This is a genomic window from Pseudomonas sp. S9 (genome assembly GCF_000222125.1).
In the GTDB taxonomy this organism is placed as follows: Bacteria; Pseudomonadota; Gammaproteobacteria; order Pseudomonadales; family Pseudomonadaceae; genus Aquipseudomonas; species Aquipseudomonas segetis.
Genome location: NZ_AFFX01000018.1, coordinates 1 through 17405, shown reverse-complemented (window position 1 = coordinate 17405; position 17405 = coordinate 1). Strand labels below are relative to the sequence as shown.

Genomic DNA, 17405 nt, shown 5'->3' with positions numbered 1-17405 from the left:
CTGCAGCTGGACATAAAAAGCGCAGTGAAAGGCAGGAAAGTGCTTGAGGGTCAGGCACAGATTCCAGATAAGGTTGCAACCTGTGCGCAGGAAAGAGACGGGAGGTGCTTAATCAATCAAGGTGCAGGCCATAACCAGTGCATCTTCGCGCCCACCCACTGCCGGGTAATAATCGCGGCGGCGGCCTATCTCATTAAAACCATAGCGCTCATAGAGTCGGTATGCCGCCTGGTTACTGGAGCGGACCTCCAGAAAACACTCACCGGCCTTTAGCTCCATCGCACGCTGCATCAGGAACTCAAGCAGGCGCAGGCCATAACCTCGCCCCTGATTTTCAGACTTGATAGTGATGTTGAGCAGATGCGCCTCATCCAGAATCACATTGATGACGCCGTGTCCCACCTGTTGTGTTCCTTCAAACATCACCCAGCTGTCGTAGGACTTGAGGCTGTCCATAAAGATGCCGCGGGTCCATGGGTGACTATATGCGGCGTACTCAATTTTCAGCACAGCCTCAATATCCGCCTCGGTCATGGGGCGGAACGATAATGCATCACTCATTCAGACTGACTCATCCAACGTTGTTTCACACGGCGCATCGCCTGCCACAACTCAGCTTTGCGTACAGGTTCGTCCATTAATAGCTCTAATCCAGGTACTGCCCAGGCTGGGCCTATACCTTCAATCTGCAATTCCCGGCAGTAATCGCCTGCGTCAGCTTCACCGGCAAATCGTATAGCAGGCAAACCAACCAGCCACAGGCAGCTACAGGGCTCTTGCTCTTCCAAACGAGCAGCCACGAAACTCTGAACAAACTCGAGCGCGGCTGTCGGCCCTTGGTCCATGTTGCCGCGCGACAGTAATGGCCAGCGCACCGGCTGACCTATGATCTGCGGACTGTCTGGTAAACCGGCAGCCCGGAGCAAATCCTTGAGCAACAAGTAGGCTGGATCACGACCTTGCAAAGGCTCGCCTGTAGGCAGCTCGACCAACACAGCACAATGACCCGCGCGTAGCAATTGCAATGCAAAGCGCGGAGGCGCCTCCATGGCGATTTTGGGCGTGGGTAAAGGTGTCTGCGGCTCATCACTGACTACTGGCCGAATATTGCGCTCCTGCGACTTAGGTCGAGGTACCTCAAGCCGAGGATGAACAGTTGCTGGCCTATCGCCAACAGGAGGTGATTCCGGCTGCGCAATTGCCGGCGGCTGAGCCTCGCCAACAGGCTCTTGCAAAGGCTCCAATAGCTCTGGCCGCGAAGGTGCAGCGAAGGGTAATGCCACTCGCGGCAGCCAACTGGCGACCTGCATAGCACTCAAATAAGCCCTGCGGCGTAATTCTGGAATCAAACGTTTGCTACCCGTGGATGTACATATTGGCCTGTATTGGGTCAACGCATAGGTATGACCCAATGGATACAATACCAGCAACAGCACCTTTACTAATACCAATACGTCCACTCGCTGCTTTGCCCAACCAGGGCCTTATCTTGTCATTCATCGCGCTGGATTGGCTCTGTAGACCAATGGCCGCTTCCCGAAAGCGGGGTTCCACCTGGCAGCCAAGCGACTGACGGATCATTCTTGGGCAGGGTTTTAGTCAATTTTTTGCAGACAGCAGGTTGTGGAAAATGCACAGCGCTTGAGCCTTGTCTTCAACCAGGATAAAGCATCACCCCCCACATTGCTGAGGCCCTTCTGAAAGCGCCTGCGCGTGGCTCGAACTGGCAGCTCTTGCTGCTATTTCGAAGGTATGACAGTGCAAGGACGGCCCCCTGATTGTTTTCACACGGGGACTCAACCTGCGAACCAGCCTTTGGCAGATGCCTCGCTAACGCTCATGAGTCCACATCAAAGCGCTGATAAACCGCCCCTTAATTGATAGGTGTCGCGGTTAGGTTTGCTCCTATATCAGCATTTTGCACTTTAACTCCGTAGAACGAGGTAACACTGCCCCCAGTGGGGTGCACATTCTGAAAACGCTCGATATTTATCTCTTTGAAATGTGCCCGTGCGTTCACAGCGAACCCAAGTGGATCCGGGGTAATTGGTGTACACCCGGTACTGTTTTTTATACACACACTGGAGGGCGCAACATCCAGGCCGAGGTCGACATTGAAACCATAAGTGTTTTGATCTGGATTGGCTGGATCACCATCCGATGTATAAAAATTATCAATAACCCACTGAGCTCCCGTCCCATTTTCATTATTTACCCGGCCATTCTCCAGGATAAACTGGTTGCGTTTGGGGTTATTGGAGACTGCATCCTCAGGACTGCCGGAGTTGTCCCTAACGAAAATGCTTTTCAGCTTAGCGCTCAACCCTTCATTGCCACGGTCATCCCAGCGACCGCCACTTGCCGTGCAGGCGCCGGCATTCGTACCAGAGCCGCCAACACACAAAGCGCCTGCGCCGCCAGAGCTCAAGGTAAGTGATGAACCCTGCTCATAACGCTTAAGTACAATCCTGCCAATACTTCTTCCGGTGTCTTTGTCACCCAGGCGCAAGTCGGAAACATCAAGCTTCGACCAATAAGTGCCTTTTCTAAACTCGACGCCTTGATTACTGACATCAACGGAACCATCGCGATAATGCATCTCGTACTCTGCCCCACTGAGCCACAACCCTTGACTACTTTCATCTACATTAAGCGCCGCGTTCGCTTCCGTGGTGTAAAAGTCGGCATTAAATCCAAAACCATCACCAACATAACCTCCTGGCTTGATCGTAAGATGGCCATTGAGCGTGAAGTCGTAGGCTGGAAAAATCGAAAGCAATACCAATAACTCTGTTCCCCCTTGGAGTGGAGCATCAGCTTGACCAACACGTATGCCATCGAGACTATAATGACCAACAACATTGTTAAGCCCGAACCGGATACCGTCGAAATGCCCATCGAAGCCACCGCTCGAGGGGTCTAGGTCAGCAAGCCCGGCGTAGCAACCTACACCCAGGCCGGTTGCACAACTTTTAGTCACATCAACTGTTACCTGACCTGTACCGAAGCTGCGCAAGCCGCTAAACCACAAGCTGTTATTGTTGTCGGTCAGCGATAACGAGCTATCTACCAGGCTCCAGCCAATATCTGCCGTGATGCCTTCACTCCCGGAGTGGCTATCACCTCCGGGACGGAGCTTGAGGTAGTTTTGGAACGGACCTTGATTTTGAAACTTCAAATCAAAACCGACACTTCCTATACGTTGACTGGCCGGGTTTCCAATAATCAATCCCTCAAGCGCAGCAGTGAGATTGAGGTCCTGAAAGGCTAACTTGACGTAATTGCCCTGCGTGTCTTGCTCAAGGTCTAGAGTCAGGCCTGACTGGCTGACAATCGCACCCGAATAGTTTTCAGCTCGCAACACACCGGCGTCGGTATATTGAAACAGGCTGTTGGCAACAGTTATATCAGGCGTCAGGCGCAACCCTTCTCCGCTTTCCCCGCCTCCCGAGATACTGATACTGCCCCCAAGCCGTAGATCCATCCGCAACTGACCGAAACTACGTTCGTATTGAGGGTCACGAGTATCTGGCGCACTTGGAGTTGCTGCAACGCCATCAACCGCATCGGAATACGCAAGATCAAGACCAACCCCACCAACAGAGGCAACAAAACGAGAGTCACCAAGATCGAGTTTTACCTGCTCGCCATTCCCGCCGCTGACAATATCCACATAGGCATTATTCAAATAGGTATCAAACGAGACACCTTTGACAATCAGATCGAAACCGTTATCGCGGTAGTAAAATGTGGTATCGGTCAGTGAAAGCTTGCTGTCATCAACGAAGAACCCGCGGACGCCACTGGCCCCACCGCCTCGTAACTTTAGTCTGGCCCCCAGTGTTGAGAACATCCGAAGACTACCGAAGCTATTCGGATTGCCAGCGAGCTCAACCTTACTGACAGTTAGCTCAGTCGCACGTCCCGCATGTTCGACTTGAAGCTGTCCAGCCGCAACGTCTATCGCTGTATTAGATGCACTGCTGCTGGATAGCGGTCGGGCACTGACCTCCTTAAGACTCAGCCTCTGTCCATCTTGCGTATGATCAATCCTACCAGCGGACCAACCTGGCCCTGTAACCTGCAAGCTAATACCGTCTTGCCCTGAAATCTCAGACAGGTCGTTATCATCAAGCACTTGCATCGCTTGCAGCACTGAACTGAATAAACCAATGAGACATAGCGAATAACGGTACATAGCTTAAAGCCTCAGTTGCTAGGAAAAACTAAAACATTACCCTGCACTCGAGTGGTGCCATCAATTGTGATAGAGAAGATATTCGTTTGCTGATAACTTGGATCACCACCTTGTGCAACACTCAGTGCTTTATTTCTCCAACCACCTTGATTAGAAACACCGAATGTGAAATTGGCATCTTTAAATACAATTTCATTCGGCAAGCCAAACTCCAATACATCTTGATTGAAAACCGCACCATCGCCTCCAAAACCGCTATTAATCATGCGCGTACGCAAAGTCAAACCTTCGAAACTAAAAATACCCTTAATATTATCCAGCACATACCAGCCACCAGACTCTTCGGCACGAACAGCTACACGTAAGCCACAGTCACCGGGAACTGTGGAGCCCACTGCTGCACAGCTACGTTGATTTGCGGACCAAGTGGCCGGATTGTTGGTTGTCGGAGTATCCCAGAGTACGCCGCCCTCTTTGTTAATGCTCAACTCACCAGACAAATACACGCCTCCCCGCCCATTGAATTGGCTCAAGGTAGCATCATCAAGTGCCTGCATCTCTGCATGCAGGGCCGTAGCAAAGACCAGTGGAACAATAACAAGCGCTTTATAAATCACGGCTAGTCGCCTTCAGATAGTTGATGCTCAGACCTTCTATTGAATTGCGGCCGTAGTTATAGCCGCCGGAAACTGTACCGTTGTTGCCTGAGCGTAAGTTACCAATAACAATGTTTGTTTCAGGTGCATTGGTATAGAAGTCATTGGCAATTGCATTTCGTTCCGCTGCAGAACGTGCAGAGCCATTAGCCGCTCGACTGACGGGATTGGGGAGTTCAATTACAAACTGACCATCACTGGTTACATCAAATAATAACGGCTGGCTCTTACCGTAACCCAAAGCAATATTGAAATAGGTATCGCTTAGGCTTAAGGTCCTGTCTGCTTGTTCTTGGTCACTCGCGCAGTTTAAAGAACCGGGAATGCAAGACATCAAATCTATACGTTTTGCGAAAATATTTATACGCGCTTCGCCAACCAACTGATCCCGAGCCTCATCGCCCCAAAGCCGTAAATAACTACCGTCCATGATCAACTCGACAATATCGATATTGAGTATATCGGTACGCCCTGCTGCAACCTGAAAATCAAAGCGAATACCAGCATCGAGACGTTCACCCAGGCGACTTGAGCAGTTAGTGCCTGCGGCGGCAAAACCCGCAATACAAGGGTGCCCCATGACACCAGTCAAACGCTCAGGAAACTTCAACTCAAGAATAGCGACTTCATCAGGAGTGGTTTGTACCCACACGCCATCATCTCTGAGAGTTAAAAGATCTTCACCCTTACCAAACTGAAGCTTGAACGGATTGCTAAGGCGCCCGAGGTTGACCGGCTGCAGATTGCTGCCTTTATTACTGCCGGTTGAAGCCAAATAAAACTCATGAACCGAGATAGGGATATTTTCACCCGCCGCATTGGTAATATCATTAATAAATATGCTCGATTCAGATGCATCAAGCAGTATGCCTTCAAGTGAGAAAGCAATGCCCTGGCCGTTCACACCAGCGAGTTGTTGATCGTTCATTTCCAGCATTTTTGCTTGCACCGGAAACACAATCAAAGCGCCGTACAACAGGCTATATAACCCTTTCATGCTTAGCACCCCACAGTCGCAGAGCCCAGGCAGGTATCCTCTCGCGCAATACCGTTAAAGGCTTGTTCAAAATTGAGCTTGATAGGTGCCACGAGGTTGCCATTTTCATCGCGATAATTGGGAATGTTTAAAAAGGCGCCGGCAAGTACATTGCGAAACGCATTGCTGTCCTTGTCACGCCAGGCAACATCCTGGGTCTGCAAGGACAGGAAGAATCCACGAGCAGCACCCTCTATTGCAGCAGTATTTGGATTGTCAGCTAAATTCAAGTTGCCAACGGGTAACGATTGGAAATTGCCAAGCGGGAAGCAGGTTGGCAGCGAAAGGACCTCACAACCATTGGATGAAAACAAGCTGAGTAATGCATCGGTGAAGCCTGTTAAGTTGCAATCACTGCAGCTCAGGCGCTGACCATTTTCAAGCCCTGAATAAGTGGCGCGAATCAGATCGGAATCACCGCCTTGGGTGACCAAGCCAGCATCCGCCTGCAGCCTCGTACGCCTGGTGACGCCTGCAAGGGTCAGGAGAACGTCTTCAAAGGTATTCGCTGCGTCAAATATAGGCGATGCCGTACCTTCGATCTTGATCGGGATGTTGCCAGTCAGGCTCTTAATATCCCCTGAAAGATAACCTTTGGCTTCATCAAAACCGACCCTGACACCGACGACCTTATTGCCATCATATGCCAGCTCCAAGTAGGGGTTGGTTATTTGAAACGGATTAACCGTATCATCGGCGTTAACAGTACCCAGCGCAAAGTTATTGATCAGAATATCAGCACTATCGACGGGCTCCCCCGCGCGAGGGTATTTACCCAGTTCGAGCTGCTTGATATTTAATTGTGTTTCAACCTTCAACCCTAGATTAATACGGGTGTAGTCAATACCTGCATTTTGATCTGTCGTCAGGTTAATAAACGCTTGACCAGATACATCCGACAATTCTTTATCGGCCATCTCGATCATTTTTGCACTGGCACTTGTACTGGCAACTCCAGTGCAAAGTAATATCAAAATACTTTTTAAGAATCGAGAAACCGAATTCATAATGCCTCCATGTACTTACTTCTGACGAAAGCAAATGCCTTTCGCCTGTAATAAATATAGGAACCACTGGCACAAATCGCCCCCAACCAATAGTCGAGGGTTAAAAGTCGAATCGGTTATTTACGGACCGAATTAATGCGAACTGTTACTCATCACCACATCCGTAGAACGCTGTCCATATTGCTGGAATAGCGCTAAAACATGGGCTGTAATTGCACGAGTTAAGGCATCAATACTCAGTTGCGAGCAATGTGCCAGGCAGTTGAGTTTTATCCGGTGCAAGTGAAGTGATGGCATTCGCGCCTCGTACTCGCGTAGATCCCCTTTTACCAGTACCGGCAGGAATATTTCACCCAGTGTCTTATAACGCCGAATAAGGAGCCTCAGTCCATCATGAAAAGGCAACTCTTTGGAGCCCACCAGTCGATTTCCACTCGGAATCTTTAGGTACAATCCGGAGTGCCCCATGGTTTCGCCAGGGATGATGTATACCCCTGTGGCTCCAACAGCCGCGCAGGGAATGTCCTGAAAGGTATCATGCCAAGCCTGCTCGTCCGGCAGAATGGTAATACTGCCGTGATTGCTCTGCGGGACCACGAAACTGTAGTTGCTATACAGCTTTTCTATGTAGGGCGAGTAGACGCACAGACGGTTTTCGAACCGTTGCAAGAAGGCAATTGCCTCGCGTCGATTGGTGATTGCATGCAGATCCCAATCAAGGTGGTTCTGCTGCTCCAATCCGGCCCAGTAATCTTCAATCAAAACAGCCGTAGTGGCAGACATGACAGGTACCAAAAAGCGTGGGGGGGTTCCACCTTCATCGCAAATTCAATGCCAGCGCAATCTGGCATTCAAATGCGAAGTAGCCCACATCTTTTAGCCAGTCTTGCTGTTCCAGCAGTCGCATACTGCCGCAATCTGTCACTTCCGTGACTTGATGAGTCACCATTACTGGTACTCATCCCGTGCTGCAGTACAGAGAAACGACCTCTGATCGGTTGTAACTCAAGCGTTTTTCCAACGATGCAGTACAATTGGCGTTTTTCAATTGAGTGATTGGCCTCTCAATGATTGACCCCAAGCGCGTATTGCGTGCCCTCGCCGAACACTGGACGTTACTTGAGCCGCTTTGCGAGCACTTTGACTCCGGGACCTTGAGCCTGACCGAACTGCGCAGCCAGCTTTCAGTACAGTTGCCGGAGAGCACGCCAGTCGATATCACCATGCTGCTCGATCAGTGGATTCGCCTGGACATATTGGTGCCGGTGGCCAAAAGTCCCAACCGCTTCGAGTTGAATGCGCAGATTCATGACTTCCTGGCCTACCTGCGCCGTGAACATCGCCTTGGCCTATGCCTGGAAATCGAGGCCTACCTGCGCCACCTTGAGCGCTTGGCCGGTTATATAAAGGATGCATTTGAAGTCCGTGATGCTCATGACCTTGCGCGGCAGCTGCGCTTGCTCGACATGCGCGTACGCGATGTACTGAAAAAACTTCTCAACGATGAACAAGCGTTGGTCGCTGTCGCTGACCGTGCCAAAACCAGCGACCGGCAAATCCCCCTGCGCCAACGCTATGCTGAAGTACTGGCGACTTGGGACGAATACGTCGAGCCAATGATCCAGCTGGTTGCCGCCGATGGTGCCTTCGAGCAAGGCGTCTACCGTGTTGAGCATGTACTGCTGCGCCTGTTGAGCGAGCAGCAGCGTCTCGGCCAGTTGGTCGACGATGACCTGCTGCTGCGAACCCATGCACGTATTCTCGAGATGCAGACCACCGCGCAACTGACCTTGCGCCGTGCACGCGAGCTATTACTGCCGCTGCGTGAAGAAGCACGCAGGCATAACGCCGTGACACGTGGCGCGGCCCTGGCGCTTTCAGCCATTCGTCGCAAAGGGCTCGATGCAGTGCCGCAGGCGTCAATGCCCATGTTCAGTCGCCCGCAAAGCACCTTTCTTGGAAGTGCTTCGCAGGTCGAGGCTTATGTCTACGCCCTGGCCCGCTTCGAACCCAAGCCTGCCCATTTCCCCAAAGCCAGCAGCAGCCGCAAAGGCCAGGCTCCTCGTGCACCGCGCACCGCGCGGGAAATGCTTGAGCGATGCGAACAAGCGCTACCGCTGCCTGACCTGATGGCTTGGCTACTTGAGCAGGAGCCCAATGGAGCAACCGATGAGTTGCTGTACTGGTTCTCTCGATTATCGCGTGACTCACGCTTCCAGCGTGACCGCCTTGAGCGGCGCGAATACCTTACCGCCGAGCATCAGGTCAACCTGAGCTCATTCGCCCTGATTAAAAGTAATCCGGCGTCCAGCAAAGCCGAAAAGAGCAGCGTATGAATATCGACCTTTCCGAACTGAGCCACTTGGCCCCTATATTCCGTGAACTGTTCAAGGGCTACCACGTCAGTCGCCGTGACCCGGAGCTGTATACGCAGCTATCGAACCAACAAGACCAATATCGCGCGCTGTTCAAGGCGCTTGGTTTTGAACTGACCTGCGACCCTCGCGGCTTCTATTACTTTGTACCTGAGCAAATTGGCGCACAGGTCAACAAAACGGCACAGCGTCTCGCTCTGTTCACTTTTATCCTGGTTGAGCACCTGGCCGACCAGGGGCGCGATCCGCTGGCGGTGCTTGACGGTGGCAGCCTGGGCCGCGACGAGTTGCCTGCGTTACTGGAAAAATACCGCGACCTGTTTGTCCAGGCCGAAGTGACAACCCAGGACGAGCTCGAAGAAAAGGTTATGCGTCGTCTTTGCCAACTGGGTTTTGCCAGCGAAGACAACGGTATCTATCGTTTTCTGGCGCCTATGCACCGGTTCCTCGATGTGTGCCTGTCGGTCCAGCAAGACCGTGATCTCGCGGCCAGCCTGCACAGCAATCTGCCGCTGCCAACACCTGTGCTGGTCGATGATGAAGAGGAAGACATCATTCGTCTCGACGAAGCTGCAGTAAAAGTTGATGAATTATCCGAAGAACAGGCCATAGCTGAAGCCATCGCCGCAGAACGCGCAAACCAGGAGGTTGATGCATGAGCCAGGAACGCTACGGCATTCGCCGTTTTGCCTTGTTGAACACTGCCGGCTACAGCCTGGGGATTTTCCCACTGGAAAATCCGCTATCGGTCTATGGCGCCAACAACTTGGGAAAAAGTGCATCGATTAACGCCCTGCAATTCCCGATACTCGCACGCATGTCAGACATGAGCTTTGGCAAATACAGCCTGGAGCAATCGCGCAAGTTCTATTTTGCCACCGACACCAGCTATATCCTGGTCGAGGTTTCATTACCTCATGGCACCCATGTGATAGGTGTTGCCGGGCGCGGTCCAGGCGGCGGTTTTGGTCATCAGTTCTTTGCCTACGCTGGCGAGTTGAATCTTGACCACTATCAGAAAAATGGCACCTGTTTACGGCAACGCGAACTGTTCAACAACCTCGAACGCGAAGACATGAAGGCCTACGAACTCAAGCCCGATGAATTGCGGCGCCTGCTGGTTGGCGGGCATACCTCGATTCCGCTGGACCTGACGATTATCCCGCTGCGCTCGACCAGTGAGCAGAGCCTGAAAACCTTTCGTGCGCTGTTCATCAACCTGCTGCACATGCGTGAAATCACCGCAGCCAAGCTCAAGCAGCTTTTTCTTGATGCTTTCGAGCATAGCTTGCGCTCAGGCAGTGTTGACTATATTGCTGCTACTGAAGAGGCGTTCCGCGATGTACGCCGCATGGAGCAGGATTACCAGGCACTGGTGACTGCCGGGCCTCTGATCGAAGCGTTGTCTGCGGGTGTAGCACAACGCGAACTATTGCGCGGCAAGTTGCATCGCCTATCGCCGTTGCTCGATAGCTTGCTTGGCACCTGGCAGGATTACGCAGGGGCGCGCCGCGAGGAGCTGGTCATTCAGGCCGAGCACTATCGCAACGAGCAAGATGGCTTACAAAATGAACAGCGCAGCAGCACCCAGGAGTTGATGCGCCTCGAACGTGAGATCAGCGAAATTCAACGCTGGCTTGGCGAGCTCGATGTGCTGACGCACCGCTTTGCCCTGGTCGACAACGTGCAGCAACTGGAGCAACAACTCCTGGCTGCCAAGGATGCCCATGACGAACTCGCCGGTGCGCTGGCGCAATCTCGACAGTTCTCCAGCGAAGACCTTGATGAGCGCCTACGTGACCTCGATAAGCGCCTCAAGTCAGTCAAGCAACAGCTTGAGCATGCCGATAACAACAGCTACTCGCGTTTGCGCGAGGAGTTTTCGCAGCAAGATGTAGATCGCTTGATGCGCCTGTTCAATGGCCAGCTCTTTAGCTTGCCTCTGGGCGAAAAAGGCATTCAGGTCGAGGACGGTGAAGCCTGGGTCAAATCCCTTGAAGCAATCCTCGATGGCTTCAAGGGCGAGCAATTTGAAGTCCCGGGATTGTCCATCAACCTTTCCCACATCGAGCCACCCGCTCTGCAAGCGCTAGCTGACCGGGCAGCGTTGCGCGATCAAAAAGACCGTCTCGACCGCGAATACAAACAGCTGAAGACTCAACAAGCCGTCGCAGCAGACCGCGCTGCGAGCAAGTCCCAGGCCGAGCAGCTGTATAAGAATGTCCTCGACGCACAAAAGGCGCTCGAAGACTTCCGTCGCAGCGAGACCTTGGCAGCAGAAAAGCCAGGCAAGCTAGAGCAGCTCGCAGAGCATGAAGCCGCTCAGGATGAATTGAAACGTTCCAGTGATGCCTTCACCGAACGCGTCCAGCAACTCTCTGCCAAGCTGCAACTGGTTGGCCGCCAGCTAGCCGACCTTGAGGCCAAGGAGCGTACGCTCGAAGATGCTCTGCGCCGCCGCCAGCTATTGCCGTCCGACCTGCCCTTCGGCACCCCGTTCACCGACCCGGTGGATGACTCGCTGGATAACTTGCTACCGCTGCTCAATGACTATCAAGATGCCTGGCAGGGCTTGCAGCGTATCGATGGCCAAGTCGAGGCTCTGTATGCACAGGTACGCTTGAAGGGCGTAGCCAAGTTCGACAGCGAGGATGATGTCGAGCGTCGCCTGCACTTGCTGGTCAATGCCTATGCGCACCGCCAGGATGAGGCTCTGACCCTGGCAAAGGCGCGCCGTGCAGCGGTGACAGACATTGCCCGTACCCTGCGCAACATCCGCAGTGACTACGACAATTTAGAACACCAACTGGCCCTGTTTAACCGCGAGATCAACAAGCGGCAGGTCTCGAACCTCGAAAGTTTCCGCATTGTCCTGGCGCCGAACAAGGAAGCGCTCAAGCATATTGACCAGATCATCCACAGTGCCGGTCAATATGAGGAGGGCGAAACCCTATCCGTATTCGACCTGTCGCAATCAGCCGATCAAGACGCCAAGAACGAAGAAGCCAAAGAGTACCTGGCGCGCCTCGTTGCAGCCAATCACAACCAACTGGGCTTGAAAGAGCTGTTCGAGCTGTCATTTGAGATCACCAAGGTTCATGGCCAGCCAGTGATACATACCGATATCGACGGCGCGGCGTCCAACGGTACGACCATGACCATCAAGGCGCTGACCAACATGTACTTGTTGTTGCACTTGATGGATCGCGAACAGGCTGGCCGGGTACGCTTGCCTTACTACCTTGATGAGGCGGCAGACATCGACGAACGCAACCAGCAAGCCCTGATAGAAACCAGCCTACAGTTGGGCTTCGTGCCAATTCTTGCGTCTGTTAAACCACAGGTTTCAGCACACGTCGCGATTGACCTCGAAGGCGGCAGTGGCCCGAACGGCATCTATATCGATGAGGCGGACTGGAAGTTCATCAAGCCACGGGAAAAGACAGCGCAGGAGGCAAAACCAGTACCTGCCGAGGAAGCCCTAAGCTAAAGCCCAATGCTCGTATAAACAACAAGGGCCGCATATGCGGCCCTTGTTGTTTCAGCGACTACTTCTTGGGTAGCTGGATTTTTGGCGCCCAGTGCAGCCAATCATCCTCTGGGTCATCAAACAGCGCAAAGGTTTGGCCGGGGATTGCCTGTTTGCCCATATCGGCGTTGTCTGGAGTCGCGAAGGATACGCCACCAGCCAATACCGTCTCCAGCGATTCGGTTCGTAGCTTCACGCCTTTGAACAGCCCTGCATCGACACCTATACCCGATGTATTCCAGAACCGGCTTCCGGTGTGAACCAATGCCTTGTAGCGAGGCTCAATCAAAATGTGGATAAGAACACGATCAGCCGTTGCTCCCAACTCATAACTGACCACTTTTCCAACCACGATCTCGCGGTAGGTAACAGGTACGCCAGTCTTCAAGGAACCGCGACGCGAGGCACTCAAGACCAGGCGCAAGCCCGCTTCGCTTTCGGCTAAGTTCGGTGGGTCGGTCAAGGCAATAAATTGAGTGCGCTTGGCTTCCTGGGTATTACCAGGCAAGACCTCAACATACTGGCCACGTACCAGGGTATCGAGATTGTCCACCTGCGTCAGACCCAACTCCGGTTTGACTACCCAGAACTTACTGCCAGCCCGGGCAACCCTTGCATCGCCTTGAGTAATACGCGCATTGAGCTGAACGGCCTGCAAGTCTTTGGTCAATTCAAGACTTTCGATAGTACCTACATCCATACCCTTGTAGCGAATCGGCGCACCTGGCTTGAGCCCGTCAGCACGATCCACCCGAATACTGATCATCGTGCCTGCCTTGACCGCATCATCACGATCACTGTGCAGGTTGAACATCTGTATTCGTTTATTGGAGCGTGGGCCGTTGAGGTCTGCAGTTTCAAAAGCTATGCCACCGGCAATCAGCGTTTGCAATGACTCACTTTTGACCTCAATCCCCGACAAGCCGCCCTTGAGTGTTATGCCGCTGGCGTTCCAGAAATAGCTGGTGCGGTTGACCAGATGCGCGTACTCGGGCGTGATGTGGACCCCCAGTAGCACTTCTTTATTATTACGTGCCAGTTGATAGCTCTGAACCGTGCCCACTTTAATCTGGTGATACAAAATGGGGCTGCCCACCTCAAGTGAACCAAGGTTTTCACTGCGCATAACCAGGTGCAGGCCAGGAGCGCCCAAATCAAGTGGTGGAGCCTTACTACGCGCCTCAAACTCGCGCGCAGGCGCTGCACCCTTTTTGCCTGGACGAACGGCAATGTAGTTCCCTTTAACCAGTGCTTCAATGCCGGTAATACCAGCCAGGGAGATCGAAGGTTTAACGACCCAGAACTGAGTACCCTCAACCAGGTAGTGCTCGGTCAAGGGGTCCAGGGTCAGCTCTGCGGTAGCCCCTTGTAGATCATCATCTACCTTGAGCTTCTTAAGCATGCCGACCTGGATTCCCTTGTACATGACTGGCGTATGGTTTTCTTCGAGGCCTTCGAAATCAGGGAGCTTCACGACAACCTTGAGACCTGCTTGCGCCGAGTCAAAGCTGTCATACAAGCGAAATGGCTGGGACGGATCTGTTGGCGGGCTATCCTTGCGCGTCTCAGGCGTACCAAAGGCAATCCCTCCGGCAACAATGCTGGCGAGCGATTCAGTGCGTACCTTGAAACCCGATAGCCCAGCATCGACCGTGATACCGCTGGCGTTCCAGAAACGGGTATGTTTACGCACCAGGTTGGCATACTCAGGCTCAATGAATATGTGGATACGAATCGTCTGGCGATCATCATCCAGCACATAGTCCTTGACCCGACCCACCTTGAGTTGGCGGTAGAAAATCGGGCTGTCCTTATCGATCGACCCCAGGCGATCAGCCTTGAGCGTCAGATGCAGCCCGGGCGTATCATTGGACAACGGCGGGGCCTCATCTAGCGCTTTAAATTTCAGGGTAGGCTCGCCCTTGCCCGGACTCACGGCAATGTAATTACCTGAAACCAGGGTTTCCAAACCTGTCACACCGGCCAGAGACACACTGGGCTTGACCAACCAGAAACGTGTGCCAGTGAGTAAGTGCCCCTTGGCCTCTTTACTCATCTCGATGGTGGCGACAACATCATCAGCCTTGCCTTCGCTGTCGAGATTTACCGCCTTAACCTTACCGACTGAAATCCCTTTATAGATAACTTCCGTCTTGCCAGCCTCAATCCCCCCACCGCTTGCAAACCTGACCTCAATCATGATGCCCGCTTGATCGTATGCCTTCCAGGCCAGCCAGCCACCAATCAACAACGCGATGATGGGCAAGATCCAGATAGCCGACCAATTAGAGGCCGGTTTTTTTTTTAGCCAGGGGCAGATCATTCATCGTTTTCATCCGTATCCGTATTGTCCCAAATCAAGCGTGGATCAAAGGTTAAAGCCGCAAGCATGGTCAGGATAACCACACTGGCGAATGCAACAGCACCCCAGCCCGGCTCAATGCTGGCTAATGCGCCAAACTTGACCACAGTTACTAAAATTGCGATTACAAAAATGTCGAGCATTGACCAGCGGCCAATCCACTCGATAAAACGATACATCCACATGCGTTGGCGTGCCGACATGGGTTGGCGGCGTTGTACGGAGTAAAGCAGCAAACCAATACCTACCAGCTTGAACGTAGGCACCAAAATACTGGCAATGAACACCACAGCTGCAATAGGGTACATCCCATAGTTAACCAGCTCGATCACGCCAGACATTATGGTATCGGCCTGGCCTTTCCCCAAGGAGCTAACCTGCATGATCGGCAGCATATTTGCCGGGATATACAGGATCGCCGAGGTAATCAGCAGCGCCCAGGTCTGTAACAGGCTATTTGGCCGACGCGCATGCACCCTTCCCCCGCAGCGTGGGCAGAACTGCTTCTCCACTTCTGTATCAATCGGGCTCAACTGATGGCATTCATCACAGACCAGCAACCCAGCATCAATTGCTCTCACTGGCGCGCTCCTCACCTGATAACCCTTGCCATATCTGATGGGGAGACATGGTGACCTCCAGCCACACCTGTAGCAGCAACAGGCCGATAAAGCACAACAGACCCATGCCAAAACTGAGGTCAGCAACGTCAACCAACTTGACTACAGCGACGAGGATGCCCATCAGGTACACCTCAAGCATGCCCCACTCACGCATATGGTGGTACATGCGGTACAGCAATAGACCATAACTACGGCCAAAATCGAAACGAATGCTGAGCAAGACGAACAGTTGAATCAATAACTTGAGTAACGGAATCACCATACTGCTTAAAAACACAACGACAGCAACCGACTGCATGCCGCTGTTATACAAGCCAAGTACCCCCGACCACACTGTGTCCTGGGTCTGTTGCCCAAGTAGATTGAGTTCGATGATAGGTAGAAAGTTCGCAGGTACATACAGCAGCAGAGCAGCCAAAACCAATGCCAGGCTACGTCGTATAACTTGGTGTCTATGGCTATAGAGCTCGTAGCCACAGCGCGGACACTCGACTCTCTCACCGTCCTCAATTGATTGATTTCGCATCAGCAGGTCGCATTCATGGCAGGCTATAAGCTGCTCAATGGAATGTTCTGTCAGCGATGTTGCTTCAATCGGCTCCGGCATAGATTTCCCTTCACAAAGTGAACCTAGTGTAAACGAGGAGTTATCACTCTGATGAAAAACAATTGCTGGCTGGCAAGCCAGACTCTTTCAAAAAGTGTGATCAGACTAAGCCTACCCTATCCCGCCATCCTTACTGGCTGCTAGCGACGGGCTGCGCGGCCATGGCATGCAGTGGTGTGCAGTCGTGCTTTTGTTTAGGGCAAAGAGAAACCCCAGACCATTTACATGATCTGGGGTTTCGGTATAGGCGCTTGACGATGACCTACTCTCACATGGGGAAACCCCACACTACCATCGGCGATGCATCGTTTCACTACTGAGTTCGGGATGGGATCAGGTGGTTCCAATGCTCTATGGTCGTCAAGCAATTTGTTTGAAGCCTCGTCTTGGACGCTGCTTCGAATCGGGTATGTGATGTTTGTAGTGTTGCAAACTTTCGGTTCTATCAACTTCTGTTATGACACTCAAACAGCAAATTGTTTGGGTGTTATATGGTCAAGCCTCACGGGCAATTAGTATGGGTTAGCTCAACGCCTCACAGCGCTTACACACCCCACCTATCAACGTCGTAGTCTTCGACGGCCCTTTAGGGAACTCAAGGTTCCAGTGAGATCTCATCTTAAGGCAAGTTTCCCGCTTAGATGCTTTCAGCGGTTATCTTTTCCGAACATAGCTACCCGGCAATGCCACTGGCGTGACAACCGGAACACCAGAGGTTCGTCCACTCCGGTCCTCTCGTACTAGGAGCAGCCCCTCTCAAATCTCAAACGTCCACGGCAGATAGGGACCGAACTGTCTCACGACGTTCTAAACCCAGCTCGCGTACCACTTTAAATGGCGAACAGCCATACCCTTGGGACCGGCTTCAGCCCCAGGATGTGATGAGCCGACATCGAGGTGCAAAACCCCGCCGTCGATATGAACTCTTGGGCGGTATCAGCCTGTTATCCCCGGAGTACCTTTTATCCGTTGAGCGATGGCCCTTCCATACAGAACCACCGGATCACTAAGA

The 17405-nt window shown here is 52.6% G+C and carries 12 protein-coding genes, 2 rRNA genes and 1 pseudogene; 3 read left to right on the top strand and 12 right to left on the bottom strand.

The genetic code is table 11. The features are described 5' to 3' along the window. Positions 1-108 precede the first annotated feature (108 nt). From rimI to PSES9_RS24180, 7 genes are all read right to left on the bottom strand, one after another. Positions 109-561 (bottom strand): ribosomal protein S18-alanine N-acetyltransferase, encoded by a 453-nt coding sequence (gene rimI, locus PSES9_RS0122550; protein ID WP_010490834.1) that lies wholly within the window; start codon positions 559-561, stop codon positions 109-111. Beyond that, positions 558-1349 (bottom strand): hypothetical protein, encoded by a 792-nt coding sequence (locus tag PSES9_RS0122545; RefSeq protein WP_029529735.1) that lies wholly within the window; start codon positions 1347-1349, stop codon positions 558-560. Before PSES9_RS0122545 ends, rimI begins: the two co-directional genes overlap by 4 nt. A gap of 524 nt (positions 1350-1873) precedes the next feature. After that, positions 1874-4198 (bottom strand): DUF6160 family protein, encoded by a 2325-nt coding sequence (locus PSES9_RS0122540; RefSeq protein ID WP_029529734.1) that lies wholly within the window; start codon positions 4196-4198, stop codon positions 1874-1876. Positions 4199-4209: 11 nt separating this feature from the next. Next, entirely contained in the window at positions 4210-4815 is a 606-nt protein-coding gene (locus tag PSES9_RS0122535) for a hypothetical protein (protein WP_010490829.1), read from the bottom strand. Further along, positions 4805-5851 (bottom strand): hypothetical protein, encoded by a 1047-nt coding sequence (locus PSES9_RS0122530; RefSeq protein ID WP_010490827.1) that lies wholly within the window; start codon positions 5849-5851, stop codon positions 4805-4807. The genes PSES9_RS0122535 and PSES9_RS0122530 overlap by 11 nt, the downstream gene beginning before the upstream one ends. A gap of 2 nt (positions 5852-5853) precedes the next feature. Further along, positions 5854-6897 carry a DUF6160 family protein gene (locus PSES9_RS0122525; RefSeq protein ID WP_029529733.1) on the bottom strand — a complete coding sequence of 348 codons (1044 nt, stop codon included), beginning with the start codon at positions 6895-6897 and terminating at the stop codon, positions 5854-5856. A 132-nt stretch (positions 6898-7029) separates the two neighbouring features. Then, positions 7030-7680: a hypothetical protein gene (locus PSES9_RS24180; RefSeq protein ID WP_010490823.1), complete on the bottom strand. Its 651-nt coding sequence runs from the start codon at positions 7678-7680 to the stop codon at positions 7030-7032. A gap of 284 nt (positions 7681-7964) precedes the next feature. On the opposite strand from PSES9_RS24180, the gene mksB reads away from it, so the two are divergent. The 3 genes from mksB to mksF are packed head-to-tail and all read left to right on the top strand — an operon-like array spanning position 7965 to position 12762. Continuing rightward, positions 7965-9233, top strand: a complete 1269-nt coding sequence (gene mksB / locus PSES9_RS0122510) for an Mks condensin complex protein MksB (RefSeq protein ID WP_010490820.1) — start codon at positions 7965-7967, stop codon at positions 9231-9233. Continuing rightward, complete coding sequence (gene mksE / locus PSES9_RS0122505; RefSeq protein WP_010490818.1) at positions 9230-9931, top strand: Mks condensin complex protein MksE; 702 nt, start codon at positions 9230-9232, stop codon at positions 9929-9931. Before mksB ends, mksE begins: the two co-directional genes overlap by 4 nt. Beyond that, positions 9928-12762 (top strand): Mks condensin complex protein MksF, encoded by a 2835-nt coding sequence (gene mksF, locus PSES9_RS0122500; protein ID WP_010490816.1) that lies wholly within the window; start codon positions 9928-9930, stop codon positions 12760-12762. The genes mksE and mksF overlap by 4 nt, the downstream gene beginning before the upstream one ends. Before the next feature lie 58 nt (positions 12763-12820). On the opposite strand, the pseudogene PSES9_RS24175 reads toward mksF, so the two are convergent. From PSES9_RS24175 to PSES9_RS0122475, 5 genes and pseudogenes are all read right to left on the bottom strand, one after another. After that, positions 12821-15128 (bottom strand): annotated as a pseudogene (locus PSES9_RS24175) (MlaD family protein). After that, a complete protein-coding gene (locus tag PSES9_RS0122490) occupies positions 15121-15744 on the bottom strand; it encodes a paraquat-inducible protein A (protein ID WP_010490813.1) in 624 nt (207 codons plus the stop codon). Before PSES9_RS0122490 ends, PSES9_RS24175 begins: the two are co-directional and overlap by 8 nt. Continuing rightward, the gene (locus PSES9_RS0122485) at positions 15731-16393 is read right to left on the bottom strand and encodes a paraquat-inducible protein A (RefSeq protein ID WP_010490811.1); all 663 of its coding nucleotides are present in this window, start codon (positions 16391-16393) and stop codon (positions 15731-15733) included. The genes PSES9_RS0122490 and PSES9_RS0122485 overlap by 14 nt, the downstream gene beginning before the upstream one ends. Positions 16394-16642: 249 nt before the next feature. Then, a 5S ribosomal RNA gene (gene rrf / locus PSES9_RS0122480) occupies positions 16643-16758 on the bottom strand. Between the two features lie 126 nt (positions 16759-16884). Next, positions 16885-17405 (bottom strand): 23S ribosomal RNA (locus tag PSES9_RS0122475); the annotation flags it as partial.